The organism is Nocardia sp. CC227C (genome assembly GCF_030767025.1).
GTDB lineage: Bacteria > Actinomycetota > Actinomycetes > Mycobacteriales > Mycobacteriaceae > Nocardia.
Genome location: NZ_JASITE010000006.1, coordinates 173,984 through 194,385, shown reverse-complemented (window position 1 = coordinate 194,385; position 20,402 = coordinate 173,984). Strand labels below are relative to the sequence as shown.

The 20,402-nt window shown below is 67.2% G+C and carries 19 protein-coding genes; 7 read left to right on the top strand and 12 right to left on the bottom strand.

The genetic code is table 11. The annotated features are described in order from the left end of the window. Positions 1-2: 2 nt before the first annotated feature. The 4 genes from QMO76_RS14405 to QMO76_RS14390 are packed head-to-tail and all read right to left on the bottom strand — an operon-like array spanning position 3 to position 4,799. Positions 3-1,160: a CaiB/BaiF CoA-transferase family protein gene (locus QMO76_RS14405; protein WP_306361784.1), complete on the bottom strand. Its 1,158-nt coding sequence runs from the start codon at positions 1,158-1,160 to the stop codon at positions 3-5. A gap of 11 nt (positions 1,161-1,171) precedes the next feature. After that, positions 1,172-2,341 (bottom strand): acyl-CoA dehydrogenase family protein, encoded by a 1,170-nt coding sequence (locus QMO76_RS14400; protein ID WP_306361783.1) that lies wholly within the window; start codon positions 2,339-2,341, stop codon positions 1,172-1,174. A gap of 2 nt (positions 2,342-2,343) precedes the next feature. Continuing rightward, on the bottom strand, positions 2,344-4,299 hold the full coding sequence (locus QMO76_RS14395; RefSeq protein ID WP_306361782.1) for an AMP-binding protein: 1,956 nt from the start codon (positions 4,297-4,299) through the stop codon (positions 2,344-2,346). 38 nt (positions 4,300-4,337) lie between these two features. Further along, entirely contained in the window at positions 4,338-4,799 is a 462-nt protein-coding gene (locus QMO76_RS14390) for a MaoC family dehydratase (RefSeq protein WP_306361781.1), read from the bottom strand. Positions 4,800-4,929: 130 nt separating this feature from the next. On the opposite strand from QMO76_RS14390, the gene QMO76_RS14385 reads away from it, so the two are divergent. The 5 genes from QMO76_RS14385 to QMO76_RS14365 are packed head-to-tail and all read left to right on the top strand — an operon-like array spanning position 4,930 to position 9,057. Further along, complete coding sequence (locus tag QMO76_RS14385; RefSeq protein WP_372341974.1) at positions 4,930-6,093, top strand: acyl-CoA dehydrogenase family protein; 1,164 nt, start codon at positions 4,930-4,932, stop codon at positions 6,091-6,093. Then, complete coding sequence (locus QMO76_RS14380; protein WP_306361779.1) at positions 6,090-6,989, top strand: CoA ester lyase; 900 nt, start codon at positions 6,090-6,092, stop codon at positions 6,987-6,989. Before QMO76_RS14385 ends, QMO76_RS14380 begins: the two co-directional genes overlap by 4 nt. Beyond that, positions 6,986-7,732, top strand: coding sequence for a 3-oxoacyl-ACP reductase FabG (gene fabG / locus QMO76_RS14375; RefSeq protein ID WP_306361778.1), 747 nt, complete (start codon positions 6,986-6,988; stop codon positions 7,730-7,732). The genes QMO76_RS14380 and fabG overlap by 4 nt, the downstream gene beginning before the upstream one ends. After that, positions 7,729-8,592 (top strand): MaoC family dehydratase N-terminal domain-containing protein, encoded by an 864-nt coding sequence (locus QMO76_RS14370; protein ID WP_306361777.1) that lies wholly within the window; start codon positions 7,729-7,731, stop codon positions 8,590-8,592. The genes fabG and QMO76_RS14370 overlap by 4 nt, the downstream gene beginning before the upstream one ends. A gap of 12 nt (positions 8,593-8,604) precedes the next feature. After that, positions 8,605-9,057: a MaoC family dehydratase gene (locus QMO76_RS14365; protein WP_306361776.1), complete on the top strand. Its 453-nt coding sequence runs from the start codon at positions 8,605-8,607 to the stop codon at positions 9,055-9,057. Between the two features lie 57 nt (positions 9,058-9,114). Here the strand turns inward: QMO76_RS14365 and QMO76_RS14360 are convergent, their stop codons facing one another. The 4 genes from QMO76_RS14360 to QMO76_RS14345 form a co-directional block, all read right to left on the bottom strand. Further along, complete coding sequence (locus tag QMO76_RS14360; RefSeq protein WP_306361775.1) at positions 9,115-10,008, bottom strand: CoA ester lyase; 894 nt, start codon at positions 10,006-10,008, stop codon at positions 9,115-9,117. Positions 10,009-10,063: 55 nt separating this feature from the next. Further along, the gene (locus QMO76_RS14355) at positions 10,064-11,200 is read right to left on the bottom strand and encodes a beta-propeller fold lactonase family protein (RefSeq protein WP_306361774.1); all 1,137 of its coding nucleotides are present in this window, start codon (positions 11,198-11,200) and stop codon (positions 10,064-10,066) included. Between the two features lie 226 nt (positions 11,201-11,426). Next, positions 11,427-12,926 (bottom strand): aldehyde dehydrogenase, encoded by a 1,500-nt coding sequence (locus QMO76_RS14350; protein WP_306361773.1) that lies wholly within the window; start codon positions 12,924-12,926, stop codon positions 11,427-11,429. A gap of 132 nt (positions 12,927-13,058) precedes the next feature. Beyond that, the gene (locus tag QMO76_RS14345; protein WP_306361772.1) at positions 13,059-13,772 is read right to left on the bottom strand and encodes a GntR family transcriptional regulator; all 714 of its coding nucleotides are present in this window, start codon (positions 13,770-13,772) and stop codon (positions 13,059-13,061) included. 226 nt (positions 13,773-13,998) lie between these two features. Here QMO76_RS14345 and QMO76_RS14340 point away from each other — a divergent pair, with 226 nt between their 5' ends. Beyond that, entirely contained in the window at positions 13,999-15,117 is a 1,119-nt protein-coding gene (locus QMO76_RS14340; protein WP_306361771.1) for a CdaR family transcriptional regulator, read from the top strand. 423 nt (positions 15,118-15,540) lie between these two features. Here QMO76_RS14340 and QMO76_RS14335 read toward each other — a convergent pair whose 3' ends face one another. Both QMO76_RS14335 and QMO76_RS14330 read right to left on the bottom strand, forming a co-directional pair. Further along, on the bottom strand, positions 15,541-16,476 hold the full coding sequence (locus QMO76_RS14335; protein WP_306361770.1) for an alpha/beta hydrolase: 936 nt from the start codon (positions 16,474-16,476) through the stop codon (positions 15,541-15,543). A 360-nt stretch (positions 16,477-16,836) separates the two neighbouring features. Beyond that, positions 16,837-18,525 (bottom strand): BCCT family transporter, encoded by a 1,689-nt coding sequence (locus tag QMO76_RS14330; RefSeq protein ID WP_306361769.1) that lies wholly within the window; start codon positions 18,523-18,525, stop codon positions 16,837-16,839. A gap of 172 nt (positions 18,526-18,697) precedes the next feature. Between QMO76_RS14330 and QMO76_RS14325 the strand changes: the two genes are divergently transcribed. Next, on the top strand, positions 18,698-19,132 hold the full coding sequence (locus QMO76_RS14325) for a nuclear transport factor 2 family protein (RefSeq protein WP_306361982.1): 435 nt from the start codon (positions 18,698-18,700) through the stop codon (positions 19,130-19,132). On the opposite strand, the gene QMO76_RS14320 is transcribed toward QMO76_RS14325, so the two are convergent. Beyond that, complete coding sequence (locus tag QMO76_RS14320; RefSeq protein ID WP_306361768.1) at positions 19,129-19,704, bottom strand: hypothetical protein; 576 nt, start codon at positions 19,702-19,704, stop codon at positions 19,129-19,131. The two genes, QMO76_RS14325 and QMO76_RS14320, sit on opposite strands and share 4 nt — an antisense overlap. A 7-nt stretch (positions 19,705-19,711) precedes the next feature. Continuing rightward, the gene (locus QMO76_RS14315) at positions 19,712-20,248 is read right to left on the bottom strand and encodes a hypothetical protein (RefSeq protein WP_306361767.1); all 537 of its coding nucleotides are present in this window, start codon (positions 20,246-20,248) and stop codon (positions 19,712-19,714) included. Positions 20,249-20,402: the final 154 nt, after the last annotated feature.

Sequence of the window (20,402 nt, the reverse complement as noted above, 5' to 3'; positions counted from 1 at the left end):
TTTCATTCGCTGATCGACACCGCGTCGGCGCCGGTGGGTGCGGCGGCGGTCGCCCACCGCGCCAGGATGTCGTGGAGATCGCCGAGTCCGGCGGGTGGGCGCGACGGGATGCGAGCCGGAGTGCGGTCGAACCGCGGTGCGGGCGCCGGGTGCAGCACGCCCGAAACACGGTGGAACACTCCGCGTTCCACATTGTGCGGGTCTTCGGCGGCCTCGTCGAAGGTGAGCACCGGTGATACGCACGCATCCGTGCCCTGATAGATCTGCCACCAGTGGTCGCGGGTCCGCTGCGACACGGCATCGGCGATGAGTTCACGCAGTCTCGGCCACTGTTCGCGGTCGTCCTGGCCGGGCCAGTCCGTGGTGTCGACGCCGAGTCGGCTCACGAATTCGCGGTAGAAGTCGGGCTCGAGCGCGCCGACCGCCAGGTACCGGCCGTCGGCGCACCGGTAGGTGTCGTAGAACGGGGCGCCGGAGTCGAGGAAGTTGGTTCCCGGCTCGTCGGAGTACAGCCCGGCGGCGCGCAGGCCCTGCAATTTCGCCGTCAATACGGCGACACCGTCGACCATCGCCGCGTCGATGACCTGCCCACGGCCGGTGCGCGCGGCCTCCACCAGCGCGCAGGCGATGCCGAACGCGCCGATGGCCCCGCCACCGGCGTAGTCGCCGAGCAGGTTGATCGGCGGCCGCGGTGCCCCGCCTTCGGCGGCGAGGGCGTGCAGGGCGCCGGACTGGGCGACGTAGTTGATGTCGTGTCCGGCGTCCTTGGCGCGGGGACCGGTCTGGCCATATCCGGTGAGCCGGACGTAGACCAGGCGCGGGTTGCGCGCGGTGGCGACCTCGGGGCCGAGACCCAGCCGCTCGGCGACACCGGGGCGATAGCCCTCGATGAAGACATCAGCCGAATCGGCAAGGCGCAGAACAGCTTCACACCCTTCGGGGTCCTTCAGATCCACCGCCACCGACCCGACACCTCGGTTGACCACATCGGTCTCCTCGGTCAGGCCGACAGTCTGGCTCAGCTCACGCGCCGAGCGGTGCGGTGGCCGCACCACCCGGACGACGTCGGCGCCCATGTCGGCCAGCAGCATCGAGACATAGGGCACCGGTCCCATGCCCGCCAGTACGACGACACGCACACCCGCCAACGGTCCCGTCATCGGTTCTCCTCCTAGTAGGAACGGGGTAGGCCGAGCACCTGCTGGGAGATGTAGTTACGCACCATCTCCTGGGAGAACGGCGCATTGCGCAGCAGACGCACCTCCCGCCACAGCCGCTCGATGTGGTACTCCTTCGCGTAGGCATACCCGCCGAGCGTGGAGAACGCGCGATCACATGCCTCGAAACCGGCTTCGGCACCGAGGTACTTGGCCGCGGCCGCCTCGGGACCACACGGCAGACCCGCGTCGAACAGTTCCGCCGCACGCATGATCATGCCCTCGGCGGCTTCCAGCCGGATCCAGGAATCGGCCAGCGGATGCGCCACGGCCTGGTTCTGGCCGATCGGACGGTCGAACACCACGCGGTTCTTGGCGTATTCGGCGCCGATCTCGAGCGCGGCACGGCCGAGGCCCACGCCTTCCATACCGACCACGATGCGCTCGGGGTTCAGGCCGTCGAGCAGGTAGTAGAAGCCCTTGTCGACCTCACCGACGAGCCGGTCGTCGGCCACTTCGAGGTTGTCGATGAACAGTTCGTTGGTGTCGATCGCGGCACGGCCGAGCTTGTCGATCTCACGGACGGTGACCTTGGAGCGGTCCATGTCGGCGAGGAACAGCGACATCCCCCACAGCGGCTTGTCCTCACGCCGCGGCGAGGTGCGGGCCAGCAGCAGGATCTTGTGCGCATTCTGGGCATTGGTGATGAACACCTTCTGCCCATTGATCACCCAGCCGCCGTCGACCTTGGTCGCCTTGGTCTTGATCCGCGAAGTATCCACGCCCGCAGTGGGTTCGGTGACACCGAACGCCATCAGCAGCTCACCCGAGGCCAGCTTGGGCAGGTACTCGCGCTTCATCTGCTCCGAGCCGTACTTCACGATCGGCGCGGGCGGGAACACGTAGAAGTGAATCGCCGAGCCGCCGCTCATGCCCGCGCCGGAGGACGAGATCTCGCCGAGCATCACGGCGGCTTCCTCGAGACCGAGGCCGATCCCGCCGTACTCCTCGGGAATCATCGCGCCGAGCCAGCCGCCCGCGGCGAAGGCCTTCACGAACTCCCAGGGATATTCGTGCTTGTTGTCCTTGTCGAGCCAGTAGTTGTTGTCGAATTTGCGGGCCAGCTCGCGCGTGGCCTGACGGACGACTTCGACGTTGTCGTCGGTCGCTGTAGCGGCGGTCATTGCTACTCCTGTTCGTCGCCCGCGGACACGGGGATCGCTTCGAGGGGGGTGGCGGGGTCGAGGGAGGACATGTCTCCGGGCGGTGCCCCGAGATACCGGGACCGAATGGCCCGGCGCATGATCTTTCCGTTCTTGGTCTTGGGCAGGCTCTCCACGACGACGACCGAAGGGGCGAACGAGCGCCCCGCATTGTCGATCGCGGTGTCCTGCAAGTCTTCCGGCGTCTGTCCGGTGGAACGCAGTACGGCGAAAGCGACCGCGCGCTGGCCGCGCAACTCGTCGGGCACGCCGATCACGGCGACCTCGGCGATCCGGTTGTCGCGCAGCAGCGCCGCCTCGATCTCCGCGGGGCCGACCCGGCGACCCGACAGTTTGATGGTGTCGTCGGAACGGCCGTGGATGCGCCACATACCCTGGTCGTCGAGGCTGGCCAGGTCGCCGTGCACCCACACGCCGTCCCACTGATTCCAGTAGGTGTCGAGATAGCGGTCGCGGTCCTGCCAGAAGGCATGGGTCATACCGGGAAAGGTGTTGCGTACCACCAGTTCACCGATCTCACCGACAACCGATTGGCCGTTCTCACCGAAGACCGCGGCGTCCACGCCGGGCAGCGCGCCGGTGAAGGCCGCCGGGGCGGCGGGCAGGAACGGATACCCGATGAGGATGCCGCCGCCGACCTCGGTGCCGCCGCTGTAGTTGACGATCGGCCGCGTACCGCCGCCGACCTCGGAGAACAACCACCACCAGGTGGGTTCGTCCCAGGCCTCGCCGGTCGACACGAAGGTACGCAGGCTCGGCATCGCATGCGTGATCGCCTCACCCGCCGCCTTCAGCGCGCGCGCCGCGGTGGGCGCGATACCGGCGACGGTGACACCGTTGCGTTCGATGATCTCCCACATCCGGTGCGCGGTGGGGTGCGTCGGCAAGCCCTCGATCATCACGATCGTCGCGCCGAGCTGCAGCGGACCGGTCATCAGCATGGGGCCGACGAGCCAGCCGAGGTCGGTGATCCACGAGACGACATCGCCTTCGTGCACGTCGAAGCCGTAGCCGAAGTCGACGGCGGTCTTCACCGCGAAACCACCGTGGGAGTGCACGATGCCCTTGGGACGCCCGGTGGTGCCCGAGGTGTAGACGATGGTCAGCGGGTCGTTGGACTCGGTGTCGGCGGTCGGAACCGGGGCCGGGTCGGCGTCGAGCTCGTCGTAGTACACGTCGCGGCCGGCGCGCATCGGGACCTCGGTGCCCAGGTGCCGGACGACGACGACCTTGGCCACCGTAGGCGCCGATTCCAGCGCCGCGTCGGCGGTCGCCTTCAGCTCGACCCGCTTGCCGCGCCGCGTCGTGCCGTCGGCGGTCACCAGCAGCACCGCTTCGGAATCCTGCAGGCGGGTGGCGAGCGCATCAGACGCGTAACCGCTGAAGGTTGGTACCGAGACGGCGCCGATCATCGCTATCGCGAGGAAGGCCACCGCGGCTTCGGGCACCACCGGCATGAACAGCACCACCCGGTCACCACGCCGCACACCCAGCTGGGTGAGGTTGGCGGCGAACCGCCGCACCTGGGCGTCGAGTTCGGCGAAGGTCAGCGTGCGCCGTTCGCCCTCGTCGCCCTCGTAGACCACCGCGAGCCGGTCGGCGGCGGGGCCCTGAGCGTGCCGGTGCGCGGCCAGCTGCGCGATGTTGACGCCGCCGCCGGTGAACCACCGGGGGAACGGTTTTCCGGCCGAGTTGTCGACGACGCGGTCGAACGGGACCGAGAAGTCCACGCCCAGATCGGTCGTCGCGGCCCGCCAGAACCACTCGGGCTCGGCGATGGCTCGCTCGTTGAGCGCGGCGACCGCCGCGGCATCGTCACCGAATCCCCAGGCGCGCATCGCCGCGAGCAGACGGCTGCGCTCACGGATCTGTTCGTCGGGCACCCAGGCCGGTTGCTCGGCAGGCTGAACGTCCACCATGACGTGTCCTCCTCGTTGCTGGTTCGTCGGGTGGCGGATCAGGCCTGCTCGGCCGGACGCTTCATCATCAGGCCCACGCGCACGGCGTCACAGACCACCTCGTCGCGCTGGTTGATCCCGAGATGACGGAAGGTCACGATGCCGGAATCGTTGCGGCTCTTGGATTCCCGCTTCGCCTCGATCTTGGTCTGCACGTGGATGGTGTCGCCGTGGAACACCGGCTCGGGGAACTTGATCTGCTCGAAGCCAAGGTTGCCCAGGGTGGTGCCCTGCGTGGTCTCCGGCACGGTGATACCCGAGACCAGGCCGAGGATGAACAGGCTGTTCACCAGACGCTGGCCGTAGATGGAGTCCTTGCTGTACTCGGCGTCCAGATGCAGCGGCGCCAGGTTCAGCGTCATCACACTGAACAGCGTGTTGTCGGCTTCGGTGACGGTGCGACGGTTCACGTGGTCGATAACCATCCCCGGCTCGAACTCCTCGAAATACAGGCCAGCCATGTCACGTCCTCTCGGAATATATTATGTACTAGACGGTGTCGAACGGATGCTACCTCACCGTTCGGCTCATCGTATATTATATCATTGTATATTATATCCAGTATCAGCCTCAACCACAGAGGAGCCGAGAGTGTCCGAACTCAGTGCCGATGACTTCGAGCCGATCCTGGCTCACGTCCGTACGTTCATCCGTACCAAGGTGGTCCCGCGCGAGCAGGAAATCCTGGAGACCAACGCGATACCCGACGACATTCGCCAGGCCGCCGCCGAGATGGGCCTGTTCGGGTACGCCATCCCCCAGCAGTGGGGCGGCCTCGGCGTCGACCTCACCCAGGATGTCGAGCTGGCCATGGAGTTCGGCTACACCTCGCTGTCACTGCGGTCGCTGTTCGGCACCAACAACGGCATCGCCGGTCAGGTACTGGTCAACTACGGCACCGACGAACAGAAGAAGCAGTGGCTCGAACGGATCGCTTCGGGCGAGGTGCTGGCCTCGTTCGCGCTCACCGAGCCCGGTGCGGGTTCCAACCCCGCCGGACTGCGGACCCGCGCCCGCCGCGACGGTGACGACTGGGTGATCGACGGCCAGAAGCGGTTCATCACCAACGCACCGCTGGCCGATCTGTTCGTCACCTTCGCCCGCACCGCCGAGCCCGGCCCGGACGGTCCCGGTATCGCGGTGTTCCTGGTTCCAGCCGATACTCCGGGCGTCATCGTCGGGCCCAAGGACGCGAAGATGGGCCAGGAAGGCGCCTGGACCGCCGATGTCACGTTCAGCGATGTCCGCGTCCCCGCCGATGCGCTGGTCGGCGGCTCGGAGGATGTCGGCTACAAGGCCGCGATGGCCTCGCTCTCGCGTGGTCGGGTGCACATCGCCGCGCTGTCGGTCGGTACAGCCCAGCGCGCCCTCGACGAATCTGTCGCCTACGCCGCCACAGTCACCCAAGGCGGTACGCCTATCGGCGACTTCCAGCTGGTCCAGGCGATGATCGCCGACATGCAGACCGGGGTGATGGCCGGCCGCGCGCTCGTGCGCGACGCCGCCGCCAAGTACGTCTCCGGTGAGGACCGCCGCATCTCCCCCTCGGTGGCCAAGCTGTTCTGCACCGAGATGGTCGGCCGGGTCGCCGACAACGCGGTGCAGATCCACGGCGGCAGCGGGTACATGCGCGAGGTGACCGTCGAGCACATCTATCGTGACGTTCGCCTACTGCGCCTGTACGAGGGCACCAGCGAGATCCAGCGCCTGATCATCGGCGGCGGGCTCGTGCGCGAAGCGAAGAAGCGCGCGTGAGCACCGGCACCACAACGGATCTGGCGACCCGGATCCGCGTCGCGTCGACCCTGCTGTTCGTCCCGGCCGACCGTCCCGAACGCTTCGCCAAGGCCGCCGCGGCGAATCCGGGTCTGGTCGTCCTCGACCTCGAAGACGCAGTGGCACCCGATGCCAAGGCGGCCGCCCGCGAACACGCCGTCGCCTGGATCGAGGCGGGCAACGAGTGCGCGGTGCGTATCAACGCGGCCGGAACCGACTGGCACGCAGACGATCTCGCCGCGCTGGCACCGTTACGCTGCGCAGTCGTCCTGCCCAAATCCGACATCGGGAATATCGAGGGTGTCATCGATGCCCTCACCGAAGCACGAGCGAGTGCCCCCTACCGCCCGAAAGCCGTCAGCAGCCGACCATTGCTCATCGCGTTGATCGAAACGGCGGCGGGCGTACTGCGTTCTGCGGCCGTCGCGGCCACGCCGGGCGTGGACCGGCTCGCGGTCGGCACCTTCGATCTGGCCGCCGAAATCGGCGTCGACCCCACCGACCGCGAGGCACTCGCCGGAACCAGACAGGCCTTGGTCCTCGCATCCGCCGCCGCCGGGTTGCCCGGCCCGATCGATGGCGTCACCGGCGCCGTCGACGACGCCGACCTGGTCGAGGACGACGCCCGCTACAGCAAACGGCTCGGCTTCACCGGCAAACTCTGCATCCACCCGCGTCAGCTCCACCCGGTAGCCACCGCATTTCGCCCGACCGAGGCCGAACAAGCCTGGGCAAGAAAGATTCTCGCCGCGATCACCGACACCTCCGGTGTGGTCGTGGTGGACGGTGCCATGGTCGACAAGCCTGTACTCGACCGCGCCCGCCGCATCCTGGCCCAGCTCGACGCCACCACCCACAGTGAGGAACAGTCATGACCGGACCACTCCTGGCCGACAAGACCGCCGTCGTCACCGGCGCCGCCCAGGGCATCGGCTACGCCATCGCCGAACGTTTCATCGCCGAGGGCGCGCGCGTCGTCATCGGTGACATCGACGGTGCCGCCGCCCAGGCCGCCGCCGACAAGCTCGGTGGCCCCACCGTCGCCCGCGGGGTGCGCTGCGATGTCACCGTCGCCGACGACGTCCAAGCCCTGATCGACGCCGCCGCCGAATCCTTCTCCCCCGTCGACGTGATGATCAACAACGCCGGCATCACCCGCGACGCCACCATGCGCAAGATGACCGAGGACCAGTTCGACCAGGTCATCGCCGTCCACCTCAAGGGCACCTGGAACGGCACCCGGCTGGCCGGCGCGGTGATGCGCGAACGCGGCAGCGGCGCCATCGTCAACATGTCGTCGCTCTCGGGCAAGATCGGCCTGCCCGGCCAGACCAATTACTCCGCGGCCAAGGCCGGCATCGTCGGCCTGTCGAAGGCCGCCGCGAAAGAGCTCGCGCACCTGGGTGTGCGGGTCAATGCCATCCAGCCCGGGCTGATCCGCACCGCCATGACCGAGGCCATGCCGCAGAAGGTGTGGGATCAGAAGATGGCCGAGATCCCGCTCGGCCGCGCCGGCGAGATCGACGAGATCGCCACGGTGGCACTGTTTCTCGCCTCCGACATGTCCTCGTACATGACGGGCACGGTGCTCGAGGTGACCGGCGGGCGGTTCATGTGAGCACCTGGCAACCCCACCTCGAGACCTCCACCGAGCTCCTCGATCCCGCGCCCGTAGCGGCGTTGGCCGCGCTGCTCGACGACGGACTCCCCGCGCCCGCCCCCGGTGACGTGCTGCCGCCGCTGTGGCACTGGGTGGCGCTGCCCCGCTGGGCCGCTTCCGGCGTGCTCGGCCCCGATGGCCACCCGCGACGCGGTTCCTTCCTGCCCCCGGTGGAGCTGCCGCGACGCATGTTCGCCGGTGGTGAGATCCGTTTCCACGCACCGCTTCTCGTCGGCAGCACGGTTCGCCGCGAAGCCGAAGTGGTGTCGGTGACCGAGAAGAGCGGCCGCTCCGGCGCCCTGGTCGTCGTCGATGTGCGGATCCGATTATTCAGCGACACAGGGGAACTCGCGATCGAGGAATCCCAGAACCTGATCTACCGGGAGGCCGCGCCCGCCCCGGAGCACGCCGCGCGACCGCCGCGTGCCGAGGATACCGTGCCCGGTCCCCCGCTGCACCGCTCCGCCGACAACGCGTGGGATCTGCGCACCGACCCCGCACTGCTGGCCCGGTTCTCCGCGGCCACCGCGAACGCGCACCGCATCCACTACGACTGGCCCTACGCCACCGGTGTGGAGGGGTATCCAGGGCTGGTCGTCCACGGTCCCTTGCAGGCGATCGCACTGGCCGAAGTCCACCGCCTGATGGGTGGGGCGAAGGTGCGCGAGCTGCGTCATCGCGGCCGGGCGCCGCTGTTCTGCGGGCAGCCCGCTCGCCTGCTCGCCACCGAGGTACCCGACGGTGTCGCACTCGAATTGTTCGGTCCCGGTGGGGAATCCGCCGGGCCCAACGCCACCGTCGACCTCACCACCGAGTAGCCAGGAGACATCGTGACCCGCGTTTTCACCACCCTCGACGAGGTCCGCGCCGCGTTGGGCGAACCCATCGGCCCGAGTGAACCGTTCCTCGTCGACCAGGCGCGGATCTCCGCGTTCGCCGTCGTCACCGACGACGAGCAGTGGATTCATGTCGACCCGGAGCGCGCCGCCGCCGGGCCCTACGGCACCACCATCGCCCACGGGTATCTCACGCTGTCGCTGATCTCGCACTTCCGGCCGGAACTGCTGGACTTCACCTTCGGTTCGGCACGGGTGAACTACGGGGTCAACAAGGTTCGCTTCCCCGCGCCGCTGCGGGCCGGATCGAACCTGCGGGCCACGGTCACGATCACCGATGTCACCGAGACCGCCGCGGGTGCCGTCGTGACGGCGAAGTACGTACTCGACGGCGGCGAGGCCAAGCCGGCCTGTGTCGCGGAGACGGTCCTGCTGATCGTGAGCTGATCGACCGTACGAAAGAGCGGGGGTGGCTACGGCCACCCCCGCTCTTTCGTGTGCGTGTTACGCGTTGGCCGCCACGGCGTCGGCCAGGGCGATGACACCCTCCGCCGTCTTCACATGGGCCAGATCGATGTGCTGGCCTTCGAAGTCAACCGCCGCGCTGCCGGCGGCCTCGGCTTCGTGGAAGGCCGCGATCATTCGCCTGCAGTAGTCGACGGTTTCCGGCGACGGCGAGAACACCTCGTTGGCGATCGCCACGTGCGAGGGGTGGATCGCCACCAGCCCGCGGTAGCCGAGCTGCCGGTTGTCCAGGCAGAAGCGACGTGCGCCCTCGAGATCCTTGATGTCCTGCCACACACCGGTCACCGGGTGGTGCAGCCCGTTCGCCTTGGCCGCCAGGATGATCCGGCTGCGCAGGTACAGCGTCTCCAGGCCCGCGGGGGTGAACTCGAAGCCGAGTTCACGGCCCACGTCGGCGTTGGGGCCGGTGGCGCCCAGCAGCGAGGCCACCCGGGGGCTCGCGCCCGCGATGTCCTCACAGTGTGCCATCGACACCGCGGTCTCGAACGACACGATCAACTGCACCGTTCCGACCTCGATGCCCTCACGCTGCTCGATGTGGCTCAGCACCGCGTCCAGGCGCACGATCTCGTCGGCGGTGAACACCTTCGCCAGGAACAGCCCGGTCAGGCCCGGCCGCACGATGGCTTCCAGGTCCCCGCCCAGCAGCCCGCTCACCTCCGGGTTGGCCCGCACCCACAGATCGGGACGCACGCCCTCGGCGGTGAGACGGTCGATCGTCGCCGCGGCCGTGCCGCGCGCCTCGACCTTGTCCGCTGCGGGTACCGAGTCCTCGAGGTCGAGGATCAGCGCATCGGCGCCGGAGGCGACACCCTTGTCGGCCCAGGAACCCTTGTGACCGGGGACGAAGAGCATCGAACGGTACGGTTTCATCGTGTGCCTCCTTGGCAACTACTGAGCGAGTCTCCTCAATATAATATATGTAATATCATCGCTGCACCGCCACTACCGCGTTGGCGCCGTCGGCGAAGATCAGCCCGGTGTCGACGGACTGCTCCCCCGTCGGGGTGAGCCGCCCGTCGGGCGCCATCGTGTACGGATGCACGCGCGCGGTGATACCGGTGGTGAGCGTGTCGACGAGGAAGACCCGCTGCGATTCCGAGTCGACCACCACACGGCCCGGCAGCGTGCCCGCCGGTGCCGCATACGGCGCCCCGGGCAGCGGGCTCAACGACCCGTTCTCCGCGATCTCGTACCCGCCGATCTTTCCGGCCATCGCCTCGGCGATGTACATCCGGCGGCTGTCGGCGGTGAACTGCGCGGCGTGCGGCAACGACATCAGCCCGGTGCTGAAGGGCGAGCCCGGCACGGGGCTCAGCTTTCCGTCGGCGCCGATCGCATAGCCCGAGATGCTGCCGCTGGCCTCATTGCTGACGTAGATGAACCGGCCGTCGGGCGTCACACCGGGCAGAGTCGACATCAGACCCGCCGGGACGGAATCGACGAGGCTCAGCTCGCCGTCGGGCCCCACGGCGAAACTGAAGGTCGTCGCCTGCAGCCAACCGACAGCGAAAACGAAACGGCCGTCCGGCGAGATCGCCATCTGATTGAGCCCACTCACCCCGGGCACCTTAACCGCACCGGTGAACACCAATCCCCCGGTGGCGGTGATCGAATAGGTGCGGATTTCGTTGGTCACCGAACCGCTCGTCACGTACAGCCGCTTTCCGTCGGGCGCGACCACGGCGCCGACACCGGGAGCGCCCAATTCGAGATTCGCCTCGGGTATCGGGGTGAGAACGCCGTCGCCGCTGAGGCGGAATCCGTTCACGGTGCCCGATACCGTATTGGCCGAATAGACGTGACGCCCGTCGGGCGTCACCGCCACCGCCAGCGAACCGGTCCCGGACGGAAAGGGTGAGCCCGGCACCGTCGACAACCTGCCCGCCTCGTCGAGTCCGAGCACACTGATATTCGACGAGCCCGCCCCGCTGATCACCAGAAACCTCGCACCCGGATCCGCGAGGGCGACCGAGGAATCGAGCCAGCCCCCCGAGGCGAGTGCGAGCGTCACAGCGAGACCGGCGGCCGCGCGCCGGGGGCGAAAACGCTGGGTAGAGAACATGGGTGTGCAACCTCCGACCGGTGACGAGCACCGCTGCTCGTCACCGCATAGAACACGCGCGATCTGCGCCAGGAACGAATCGGGCGACATTTCCGTCCGGCGCCCTTTTCCCCATGAACGCTAATCGCGTTTCGGTGCACGCGATGTCCAGAATATGGACAGTAGAGAATTTTTCGATCTACGCGAAAGGCCCCGCCGAAGTCGACGGGGCCTTTCCGGTGAAATATCAGTTGCCGAGACCGGGCAAATCGGTCGGCTCGTTCTCCAGTACCAGCGTTTTGGTTTCCAGGAACGGCAGCAGACCTTCCGAACCGCCTTCGCGACCTACGCCCGAGAGTTTGAAACCGCCGAAGGCGATCGAGAAATCGGTGCGCGGGCCGTTCTGACCGACCGTGCCGGTGCGCAGTTTGCGAGCCACGCGATAGGCGCGGTCGGTGTCGTTGGTGAAGACCGAGGCGTTGAGTCCGTACGGGTTGTCGTTGGCCAGCGCCACGGCGTCGTCCTCGTCCTTCGCCGCGATGACCGCCAGGACCGGGCCGAAGATCTCCTCGGTCGCGAGCACCGAGCGGTTGTCCACACCGGCGAAAACGGTCGGCTCGAGGAAGAAGCCGCGGTCGAGGCCGGCCGGTCGGCCACCACCGGTCACCAGGCGCGCACCGTCGGCTTTGCCTGCGGCGATGTAGCTTTCGACGCGGTCGCGTTGCCGAGCGGAGGCGAGCGGCCCCATGGTCACGCCCTCGTCGAACGGGTCACCCACGCGGACGGCGCTCATCGCGGCGCCGAGCGCGTCGGCGAGTTCGTCGTGGCGCTGCTCGGAGACGATGACGCGCGTCAGGCTGTGGCAGACCTGGCCCGCCAGGTAGCTGATGCCACCGGCGAGGACCTTCGCCGCCGTGCCGATGTCGTAGTCGTCGAGCACGAGAGCGGGCGACTTACCGCCGAGTTCGAGGGTGCAGCGCGCCATCCGGTCGGCGCAGATCGCGCCGATCGCGCGACCAGCAACGGTGGAACCCGTGAAGGTCACCTTGTCGACGCCGGGGTGGCGGACGAGTGTTTCCGACACCTGCCGGTCGGCGGTCACCACATTCACCACCCCCGGCGGCAACCCGACCTTGTCGCAGATCTCGGCGAACAGATACGCCGAGGTCGGCGCCTCCTGCGGGGGCTTCAACACGATCGAACAACCGGCGAGCAGAGCAGGCGCGCACTTGTAGGCCATCAGGCCCGCGGGGCCGTTCCAGGGGACGATGGCCGCGACCACGCCGACCGGTTCGCGCACCAGCAGCCCGGCGCCCCCGGCGGCGGGTGTGTGCGACTCCCGGAACGGGAACGTTTCGGCCAGCTCTGCATAGGCGTTGAACGCACCGGACAGGAACAGCGGAAGCCTGGTCTTGGCCAGCGAATACACGATGCCCGATTCGATCGACCAGAGCCGGGCGAAATCGTCACCACGCCAGGTCAATTCGGCGGCGATCGCACGCAGGTACCCGGCGCGCTCGGTCGGCGACAGCAAGGGCCACGGGCCGGTGTCGAAGGCCTTGCGCGCTGCCCGCACCGCGGCATCCACGTCTTCGACGGTCGCCGCGCCGACGGCGGTGACGACCTCCTCGGTGCTGCAGTTGACGACCTCGAAGGTCTCCGACGCCGACACCGGCACCCAGTTGCCATCGATATAGGACGCCTCGGGATGCACGGGCAGCACGCCCGCCGCAACCGACTTCGTCATTGAAAGTCCTCTCACCGCTGTGACGCAAGTAACGTACTCAAATATATACTATATTTAGTATCGATACACCAGCCCGTTGATCAGGCAGAACGTGTGCGAACGAGGACTTCCCGTGTCGATGCCGACCGTGGGTCAGGCTGTGGACTTGCGGGCCGCCTCGGCCCAGAGACCCTGCTTCTCCAGCATGGCGACCAGTTCGTCGGCACTGGACATGATGTGGTCACGCATCAGCGAATTGGCGGCCTTGGGACGACGCTTCTGCAATGCCTCGAGGATCAGCGGGTGATCGCGCAACACGTCCTCACCGTGCCCCTCGATACTGATGTAGAAGCGATTCGGCAGTTGCTTCACGACGGTCGCCAGCAGCATCGCCAACCGGCGCGAGTCCGCCGCCAGGTTGATCGAGCGGTGGAACTCGTGGCCATAGGTGACGAGCGCGTCGTCGGAACCGTTCTCGGCCGCCCGCGCATGCGCTTCGACAACCTCCGCGAGATGATCGAGTTCGCGCTGGGAGATCGACTTCGCGGCCCGGCTCGCCAGCTCACCGGCCATCGTCGCCTGCGCCCAGAACAGGTCGCGCACATCCTGTTTGCTGAACTGCGACACCATGAATCCGCGTCGCGGCACCAACTCGACGAAACCTTCGCCGCTGAGCAGCAGCAGACCTTCGCGCACCGGAGTGTTGCTGACACCGACGGCCTCGGCGATCGGTTCGATCCGCAGGAACTCACCGGGCCGCACCCGACCCGAGATGATCAGCTCACGAACGTAGGTCGCGACATCCTCCGACAGTTGGTGACGCTGCTTGTTCGCACTGCGCGGCAAACGCTGCAGGGCGGTGTCCATCGGGATCCTTTCGGTCGCCTTTCATGCATTATGCCTCATACGTGACAGCAACCCCATCCGTGACACCACTTTTCTGAGCATTTGTCCAGTACGGGGTGTCCAAATTGCTGGACACCGCACGGTGAGCGTCCGGCTTAGGCTCGCCCAACGTCGCCGCTCACTCGGGCGAGCCCCCGGCACGCTCCAGCCGTGCCAGGCCGAAGAACGCAGGATGGGAGTTCACGAGGTGAACCAGACAATCACCCGGATGGTCGACTCCGCAGTGACCACACACAGCGCCTCCGGCGAGGTGCGTGAACAGCTACTCGTTCTGGCCTCCCGGTCGTTCGCCGCGGCCGGCGAGCTCAGTGACGACGGCGAGGCGGTGGCAGGTCTGGAACGTGCCGTGACCACGTGCGTCCGGTTGGGTGTCGATCTCGACACGACGTTGTCGATCGTCATCGGCGCCATCGAACTGGTCGTCGACGCCGCGCCCGCGACATCGCCCCTCGCCGCCGGTTCCGCGCAGATACTACGGACGGTCCGCGTGGCCACCGGGGTGATCGCCCGCATCTACGGCCGAGCAGGCCACCCGACCCACGACAGCGTCGAAGCAGCACAGGAAGTCGCCGCCGCACTGCTGCGCGGCGATTCGTCGAAAGTGCTCGGTCAGTGCAACCAGATCACTGTCGCCGACTCCTACGCGATCATGGCCGTCCATTTGCCCGCACGGCGCGGCAGACCACAGGATGCGCCGCGCAGTCTCGCCGAACCCATTGTGGCGCGGCTGTATTCGGAGTTGCGCCGACGCTTCGGCCCGAGTGCGCTCGCCCTGCTCGGCGAAACCGGCGCGACGGTCCTCGTGCCCGAGACGGCGTTGGGCGAGTTCAGCGCACTCACCGGCTTCGTCGAAGCTCTCCGTACCGCGGAGGGCGCTGTCCCGACCGGGGTGGTGATGTGCGCACCGACCGCCGACGTGCCGACGGTGGCCGAGCAGGTGCACGCCGCCCTGGATGTGGTCACCCGGCTCGGGATGACCCGGCAGCTGCACCGCTTCAGTGACATCGCGGTGGAGTACCAGCTCACCCGCCCCGGCCCCGGCCGCGACGCCCTGTCGACCCTGCTCGACCCGCTCGAAGACTTCCCCGAACTGATCGACACACTGCGCACCTACGTGGAGACCGGTCTCGATCGCCGCCGCACCGCCCGCCGACTGCACCTGCACCCCAACAGCGTGGACTACCGGCTCAAGCGGATCTTCCGGCTCACCGGCTTCGATACCACCGACCCCGCCGGGCTTTGGAACCTGCGCTCGGCCTTGGTCATTCGCGACCATCACACCGAATACACCCCCCTCCGAGCGTAATCGGCCCGAATCTTTCGGCGTCAGGCCACCGACCGGCATCTGGACGCCGCCGACCCGGCTCACACCTCGACGCAGACCGTCAGAGGTGGTCCTTGAAGAAGGTACTTCTACCGGGAGACGCGTCGCGATTGGCTGCCCCGCGTGCTCGGCGCGGCCGTGTTGATCGCCGCATCCATGGTGGCCTACCACCTACCGCCGTGGTCGGTGGTGGTGCTGCTCGTACTGAGCCTCGGCGGGCTGGCCGTTCGGTTGTCGCGCACGAGCGCTTCTCGGAGAACCGCCACTCGTGGCAGAGGCGGTCTCCACCGAACACGGCGTCAACGTGGCCTGGGCGACATCGCGGCGCGGCGGGCGTCACCGAAGCCGCCCAAAGGGAGAGGGCCACCGGTGCTCCGGTGACCCTCTCCGTGTAATTCGAGCAGGTCAGCCCAGGTGCTTGCGGTAGAACGGCACTAGGTTCTCCAGCGCTTCGCTGGTAGGACCGGGCTGGTCGTACAGGTCGTAGTGCGAGGCGCCCGCGACCACGACGAGCTGCTTGTCCTTCGACGCGGCACGACCGTAGAGCTCCATGCTCAACCGCTGCGACGCGAAGGCACCGGGCTTGTCGCCGATCACGACGCACAGCGGCTGGGTCAGGAAGACCTCGACGCGGTCGTAGGCATCCCAATCGGCGAGGGCTGCCTGGCGACCGAAGTTGAAGCTGGTCTTACCACCGGGTGCCTGGCCGCGATCGGTCTTGTAGTAGTCGGTGGCTTCGAGCACGTCGATGTCGATGACACCCGCCTGCTTGGCCGCGTCCACCGACGGCGGCAGCAGATCGTTGATCACTTGAGCCTGACCACGCGCCTCCGCGGTACGTTGCGCGGCGATGGCCTCGAGCATGCCCATCGGGTTGTACTCCGAGAAACCCTCCCGCATGAGCCGGCCGACATTACTGCCGACGACCGTCCCGAGCGCCTTGATCCGTCGGTCGATCTTGGTGGCCGCCACGGCGTAGCCCGCGCCTCCGCAAATCGCGAGCACACCGATGTTGTCCGCGTCGACGTAGGGCAGGGTCACGAGGTGGTCGATCACGAAGCTGAAGTCGCTGGTCCGGAAACCGGGATCCTCGACCGAGCGCGGATCACCACCGCTGTCGCCCTGGAAGCTGGCGTCGAAGGCCGCCACCACGAAGCCGGCCTCGGCCAGCGCCTTGCCGTAGATATTGCCCGAAGTCTGTGCCTTGCAGCTGCCGGTGGGATGTGCGGAGATGATGGTGGGATACACCTTCGACTCGTCGAAACCCGGCGGGAAGTAGATATCGGTCGCGATGTCCCAGGCCCAGCCCTTGACCGCCACTGTCTTGATGTTGTCTGCCATAACCTTTCCTCTCCCGTCTATGGCTATTCACTGGCTATGGCAACAATCTACGATCGGTTCGGGAGGGCTGGAAGGGCCGAAAGGTGCCTAGGAAAGATCCTTCCCACCCCGGCTGCAAGCCCGTCCCAGCCGCGACTCGGCTCAACCGACGACCAACGTCGTCCGCCGGGTAATCCGGTGTGCGTAGTGGTCGAATCGCCCTCCGGACACAGGGTATATGTAACCGGCAGTTATGTATAAAAAGTCCCCGACTTCGGTCGGGGACTTTCGCGTTTCGCCAGCCGTACATGATCCCGCACACGAGCTGTACACGATCCGTGTACACCCGCCCGAACTCGGCCGTACGGTCGGCGACCGCCGTCAGGCGTGGTCCGGAGGACGGCTCTCGGCCGCGGGTGGTTCATCTGCCGACGGCTTCGGGACCGAGGGGCCGGTAGCGGGTGCACGGGGGCGCACCTCGACCACGTCGGCATCCCGCCGCAGGGCGCGCACCAGCGCCCACATCATGAAGAAGGTCAGTACATGGAATGGGAGCCCGGCGATGGTGATGGTCTGCTGGAGCGCGGCCAACCCGCTGGCCCCCACCGTGGCTACCAACAGCGTGGCCCCGACCACGCCCTCCAGAATCGCCCAGAACACGCGCTGCCGCACCGGGCTCTTCTTCTCCTGCTCACCCGTGCACAGCATGTCGACGACCAGCGAGGCCGAGTCCGAGGAGGTGGTGAAGAAGATGACCACGATCAGTACCGCCAGCGCCACCATGAGGGTCGGTAGCGGGAACTCCTGCAGGAAGGTGAACAAGGCGTACGGCGCACCGCGGCCACCGGACTCGGTATCCATTTCGGCGACCAGCCCGCCGGAACCGTTGATCTCGATATCGAAGGCGGACAGTCCGAAGATGGAGAACCACACGATGGTGAAGGCGGTCGGCGCGACCAGCACACCCAGGACGAATTCGCGTATGGTGCGCCCGCGGGAGATACGCGCGACGAAGATGCCGACGAAGGGCGCCCAGGTGATCGTCCACGCCCAGTAGAACACCGTCCAATCGCCCTGCCAGCCCCAGTCGCGATTCTCCAGCAGGTCGGCGTAGGTATCGTTCCAGAAGGCGAGCGGGATGACCTCGCTGATGTAGGTGCCGAAGGTCTCGAAGACACCGCGGGCCAGGAACAGCGTCGAGCCGGCCAGGAAGACGAAGATCATCAGGCCGATGGCCATGCCGATATTCAGGTTGGACAGCCGCTTCACGCCCTTGTCCATGCCCGCGACGATCGAGCCGGTGGCGATGAGCGTCACCACCGCGATAATGATGACCTGCTGCGTCTTGCCGATGGGTATGGAGTCGCTGAGGTAGTTCAGTCCGCTGTTGATCTGCAGGGTGCCCAGTCCGATCGAGGTGGCCACGCCGAACAGCGTGCCGATCACCGCGACGATGTCGATGGCCTTGCCGATCGGCCCGTAGATGCGGTCCCCGATGAGCGGATGGAAGGCCGAACTCATGCGCATGGGGAGCCCGCGCCGATAGATGAAGTAGGCGAAGGCGAGCGCCGGCAGGCAGAAGATCGCCCAGGTGTGCAGTCCCAGGTGGTACAGCGCGAATGCCATGGCATCGTCGGCCGCCTCGACCGATCTCGGCTCCACCCCTTCGCGCGGTGGGTCGCCGAAGTGCGAAATCGGTTCGGCCACACCCCAGAACATGAGTACGGTGCCGATACCGGCGGCGAACAGCATGGCGAACCAGGACAGATTGCTGTACTCGGGCTTCGAATCCTGCGCTCCGAGGCGGATATTGCCGTACCTGCTCACCGCGATCCAGATCAGGAACACCAGCATCGCGGTGACGCTGAAAATGAAGAACCAGCTCAGATTGGTGACGACCCAGGACTTGGCGGCGGTCGCGCCACGGTCCAGCTGATCGGTGAACAGAATGGCGAAGATCACGAACCCGATGACGAGGCCCGCCGAGATGAAGAAGATCGCGGGGTCGGTCCACAGCCCGAACCGGGTGTACATGCGACGCTGGTGCGGTGGGGTCTCGTTTTCACTCACGACGATCGACCTTCCAGCCGGAAGCAGGGTTCAGCAGAGTATGTGGCAAGGAGGCTGAACCGCACGCCGAGCCGACCGACCTCGTTGTGATCCCGTGACCCGGTTGGGACTGTCGCGTTTTCTCCACCGAATCGGGCGCACTCCCCCACACCGCGGTGGCAGCATGGCCGCCATGCTGTCCATTCAGGAGATTTCGGACCGACTGGAGATCCAGGACCTCATGGTCCACTACTCGCACGCCGTGGACACCCGCGACTGGGACCGGCTCGGCGAGATCTTCACCGCCGACGCCTTCATCGACTACACGGCTATGGGCGGACCCGCCGGTGATCTGGCGGCGACGAAGAAGTTCCTCGCCGATGTGATGCCGAACTTCCTCGCCTTCCAACACCTCATCAGCAATTCGTCCATCATCGTTGACGGCGATGTGGCGACTGCCCGCACCATGTGCCACAACCCGATGACGGTGGCCGGTGCGGACGGTCGCGAGCAGTTGATGCTGTGCGGCCTGTGGTATCTGGACACCTTCGTCCGGGTCGACGGCCGCTGGTGGATCCAGCGGCGCGTCGAGGAGAAGGGTTACATGTTCGTGGCCGCGCCCGCCTAGCGGCCGCTGGAGAGCAGCTGGTCGAAGAAGGAGCGGTAGCCGCGCAGCGCTTGGCGCAGCTCCTCGGTATCCCCGGAACCCTCTTGGGCCCAGCGGTTTTCGAGGTTCTTGCGGCGGTCGGCACAGGCGTCGGCGAGCCGCTGGATGGTGCCGCCCACCAGTTCGTCGGCCTGCTGCACCGCATCGCGCGGATCGTCGACGAACATGCCCTGCACCTCCCGCCACCGGATGCGCAGGCGCTCCAGTTCGCCGTCGGCGATCAGCGGCTCCCCGGTGGTCTCGGTGCGGGTCGGGGTCCGCTGCGCCGAATCGTCCGCGGAGGGCTGGGTTTCCGCCCGCTCACCGGCGTCGGCGGCGTGCTGCGGCGGGCGGGGTTCGCCCGCCCGGTCGCGCTGGTCCTCGCCCGCCGCGTAGGCGGCGCGATCGTCCACCGGCATCCCGGCGTGGCCCACGGGCTGCCGGTCGGGGGCGGGTTCGGCGGTGCCGGTGTGCGCGACCAGCCGCTCGTCGTCGGGGGGCGTTTCCTGCGCGGGCGCTTCATTCTTCTTGGTGCGGTCGGATCCGATTCTCATGGCTGCCTCACTGGTTGTGCGCGGGATCGGTGCGGTGTCCGGCCCCGACGAGCAGGTCCTGGAACAGTTCGCGGTAGTGCACGATGGCGGTGCGCATATCTTCGGTGGACGCGCGGCCGTCGGCGGCGCGGTCGGCGATGTCGTGGGCGGTGCGGTAATTGTCGAGCGGCCGTGCGTGTTCCACCGACAGATCCGCCACCCGCTGCCGGAAGTCCTCGGCCGGATAGCCGCGATCGGCCATGAGCGCGACGACGAGCCGGTCGGCCGCGCCGAGGGCCTGCGGCGGATCGTCGATGAACCGCTCCTGCACCCGTACCCACTCCATCTCGTAACGGCGCTGTTCCTGATCGCTCAGCTCCCGCAGTTCCAGTTCGGCGTGCCGCTGTTCCCGCTGGGCCAGTTCACGTTCGGCGGCCTTGCGGTCCTCGGCCTCCTGAACCGTCCGGTCGTATTCCGGACCGAATTTGCTGCGCAGCCGTCGTCTGCGCCACATCGGCCGCAGCGCCAGCACCGCCAGCGCCAGGACCACGAGGACAATCGCCACGATCACCACGGTAAGGACTTCACCCGACACCAGAACCTCCTCGTCGAGCCGGTTGTTCTGGTGAGGTAATGCCTCGTCGGCGGCGGATCAAACGCGGGCGGACGGGTCGGCGTGCGTGAAGCCGCGGCGGCCGTTGCGCCCCAAGGTGTTCCGG

Coding starts and splice junctions, on each gene's coding strand:
- QMO76_RS14350 (WP_306361773.1), bottom strand. CDS start 12,926: ATGACGAAGTCGGTTGCGGCGGGCGTGCTGCCCGTGCATCCCGAGGCG.
- QMO76_RS14335 (WP_306361770.1), bottom strand. CDS start 16,476: ATGGCAGACAACATCAAGACAGTGGCGGTCAAGGGCTGGGCCTGGGAC.
- fabG (WP_306361778.1), top strand. CDS start 6,986: ATGACCGGACCACTCCTGGCCGACAAGACCGCCGTCGTCACCGGCGCC.
- QMO76_RS14390 (WP_306361781.1), bottom strand. CDS start 4,799: ATGGCTGGCCTGTATTTCGAGGAGTTCGAGCCGGGGATGGTTATCGAC.
- QMO76_RS14400 (WP_306361783.1), bottom strand. CDS start 2,341: ATGACCGCCGCTACAGCGACCGACGACAACGTCGAAGTCGTCCGTCAG.
- QMO76_RS14405 (WP_306361784.1), bottom strand. CDS start 1,160: ATGACGGGACCGTTGGCGGGTGTGCGTGTCGTCGTACTGGCGGGCATG.
- QMO76_RS14360 (WP_306361775.1), bottom strand. CDS start 10,008: ATGAAACCGTACCGTTCGATGCTCTTCGTCCCCGGTCACAAGGGTTCC.
- QMO76_RS14345 (WP_306361772.1), bottom strand. CDS start 13,772: ATGGACACCGCCCTGCAGCGTTTGCCGCGCAGTGCGAACAAGCAGCGT.
- QMO76_RS14355 (WP_306361774.1), bottom strand. CDS start 11,200: ATGTTCTCTACCCAGCGTTTTCGCCCCCGGCGCGCGGCCGCCGGTCTC.
- QMO76_RS14320 (WP_306361768.1), bottom strand. CDS start 19,704: ATGAGAATCGGATCCGACCGCACCAAGAAGAATGAAGCGCCCGCGCAG.
- QMO76_RS14395 (WP_306361782.1), bottom strand. CDS start 4,299: ATGGTGGACGTTCAGCCTGCCGAGCAACCGGCCTGGGTGCCCGACGAA.
- QMO76_RS14325 (WP_306361982.1), top strand. CDS start 18,698: ATGCTGTCCATTCAGGAGATTTCGGACCGACTGGAGATCCAGGACCTC.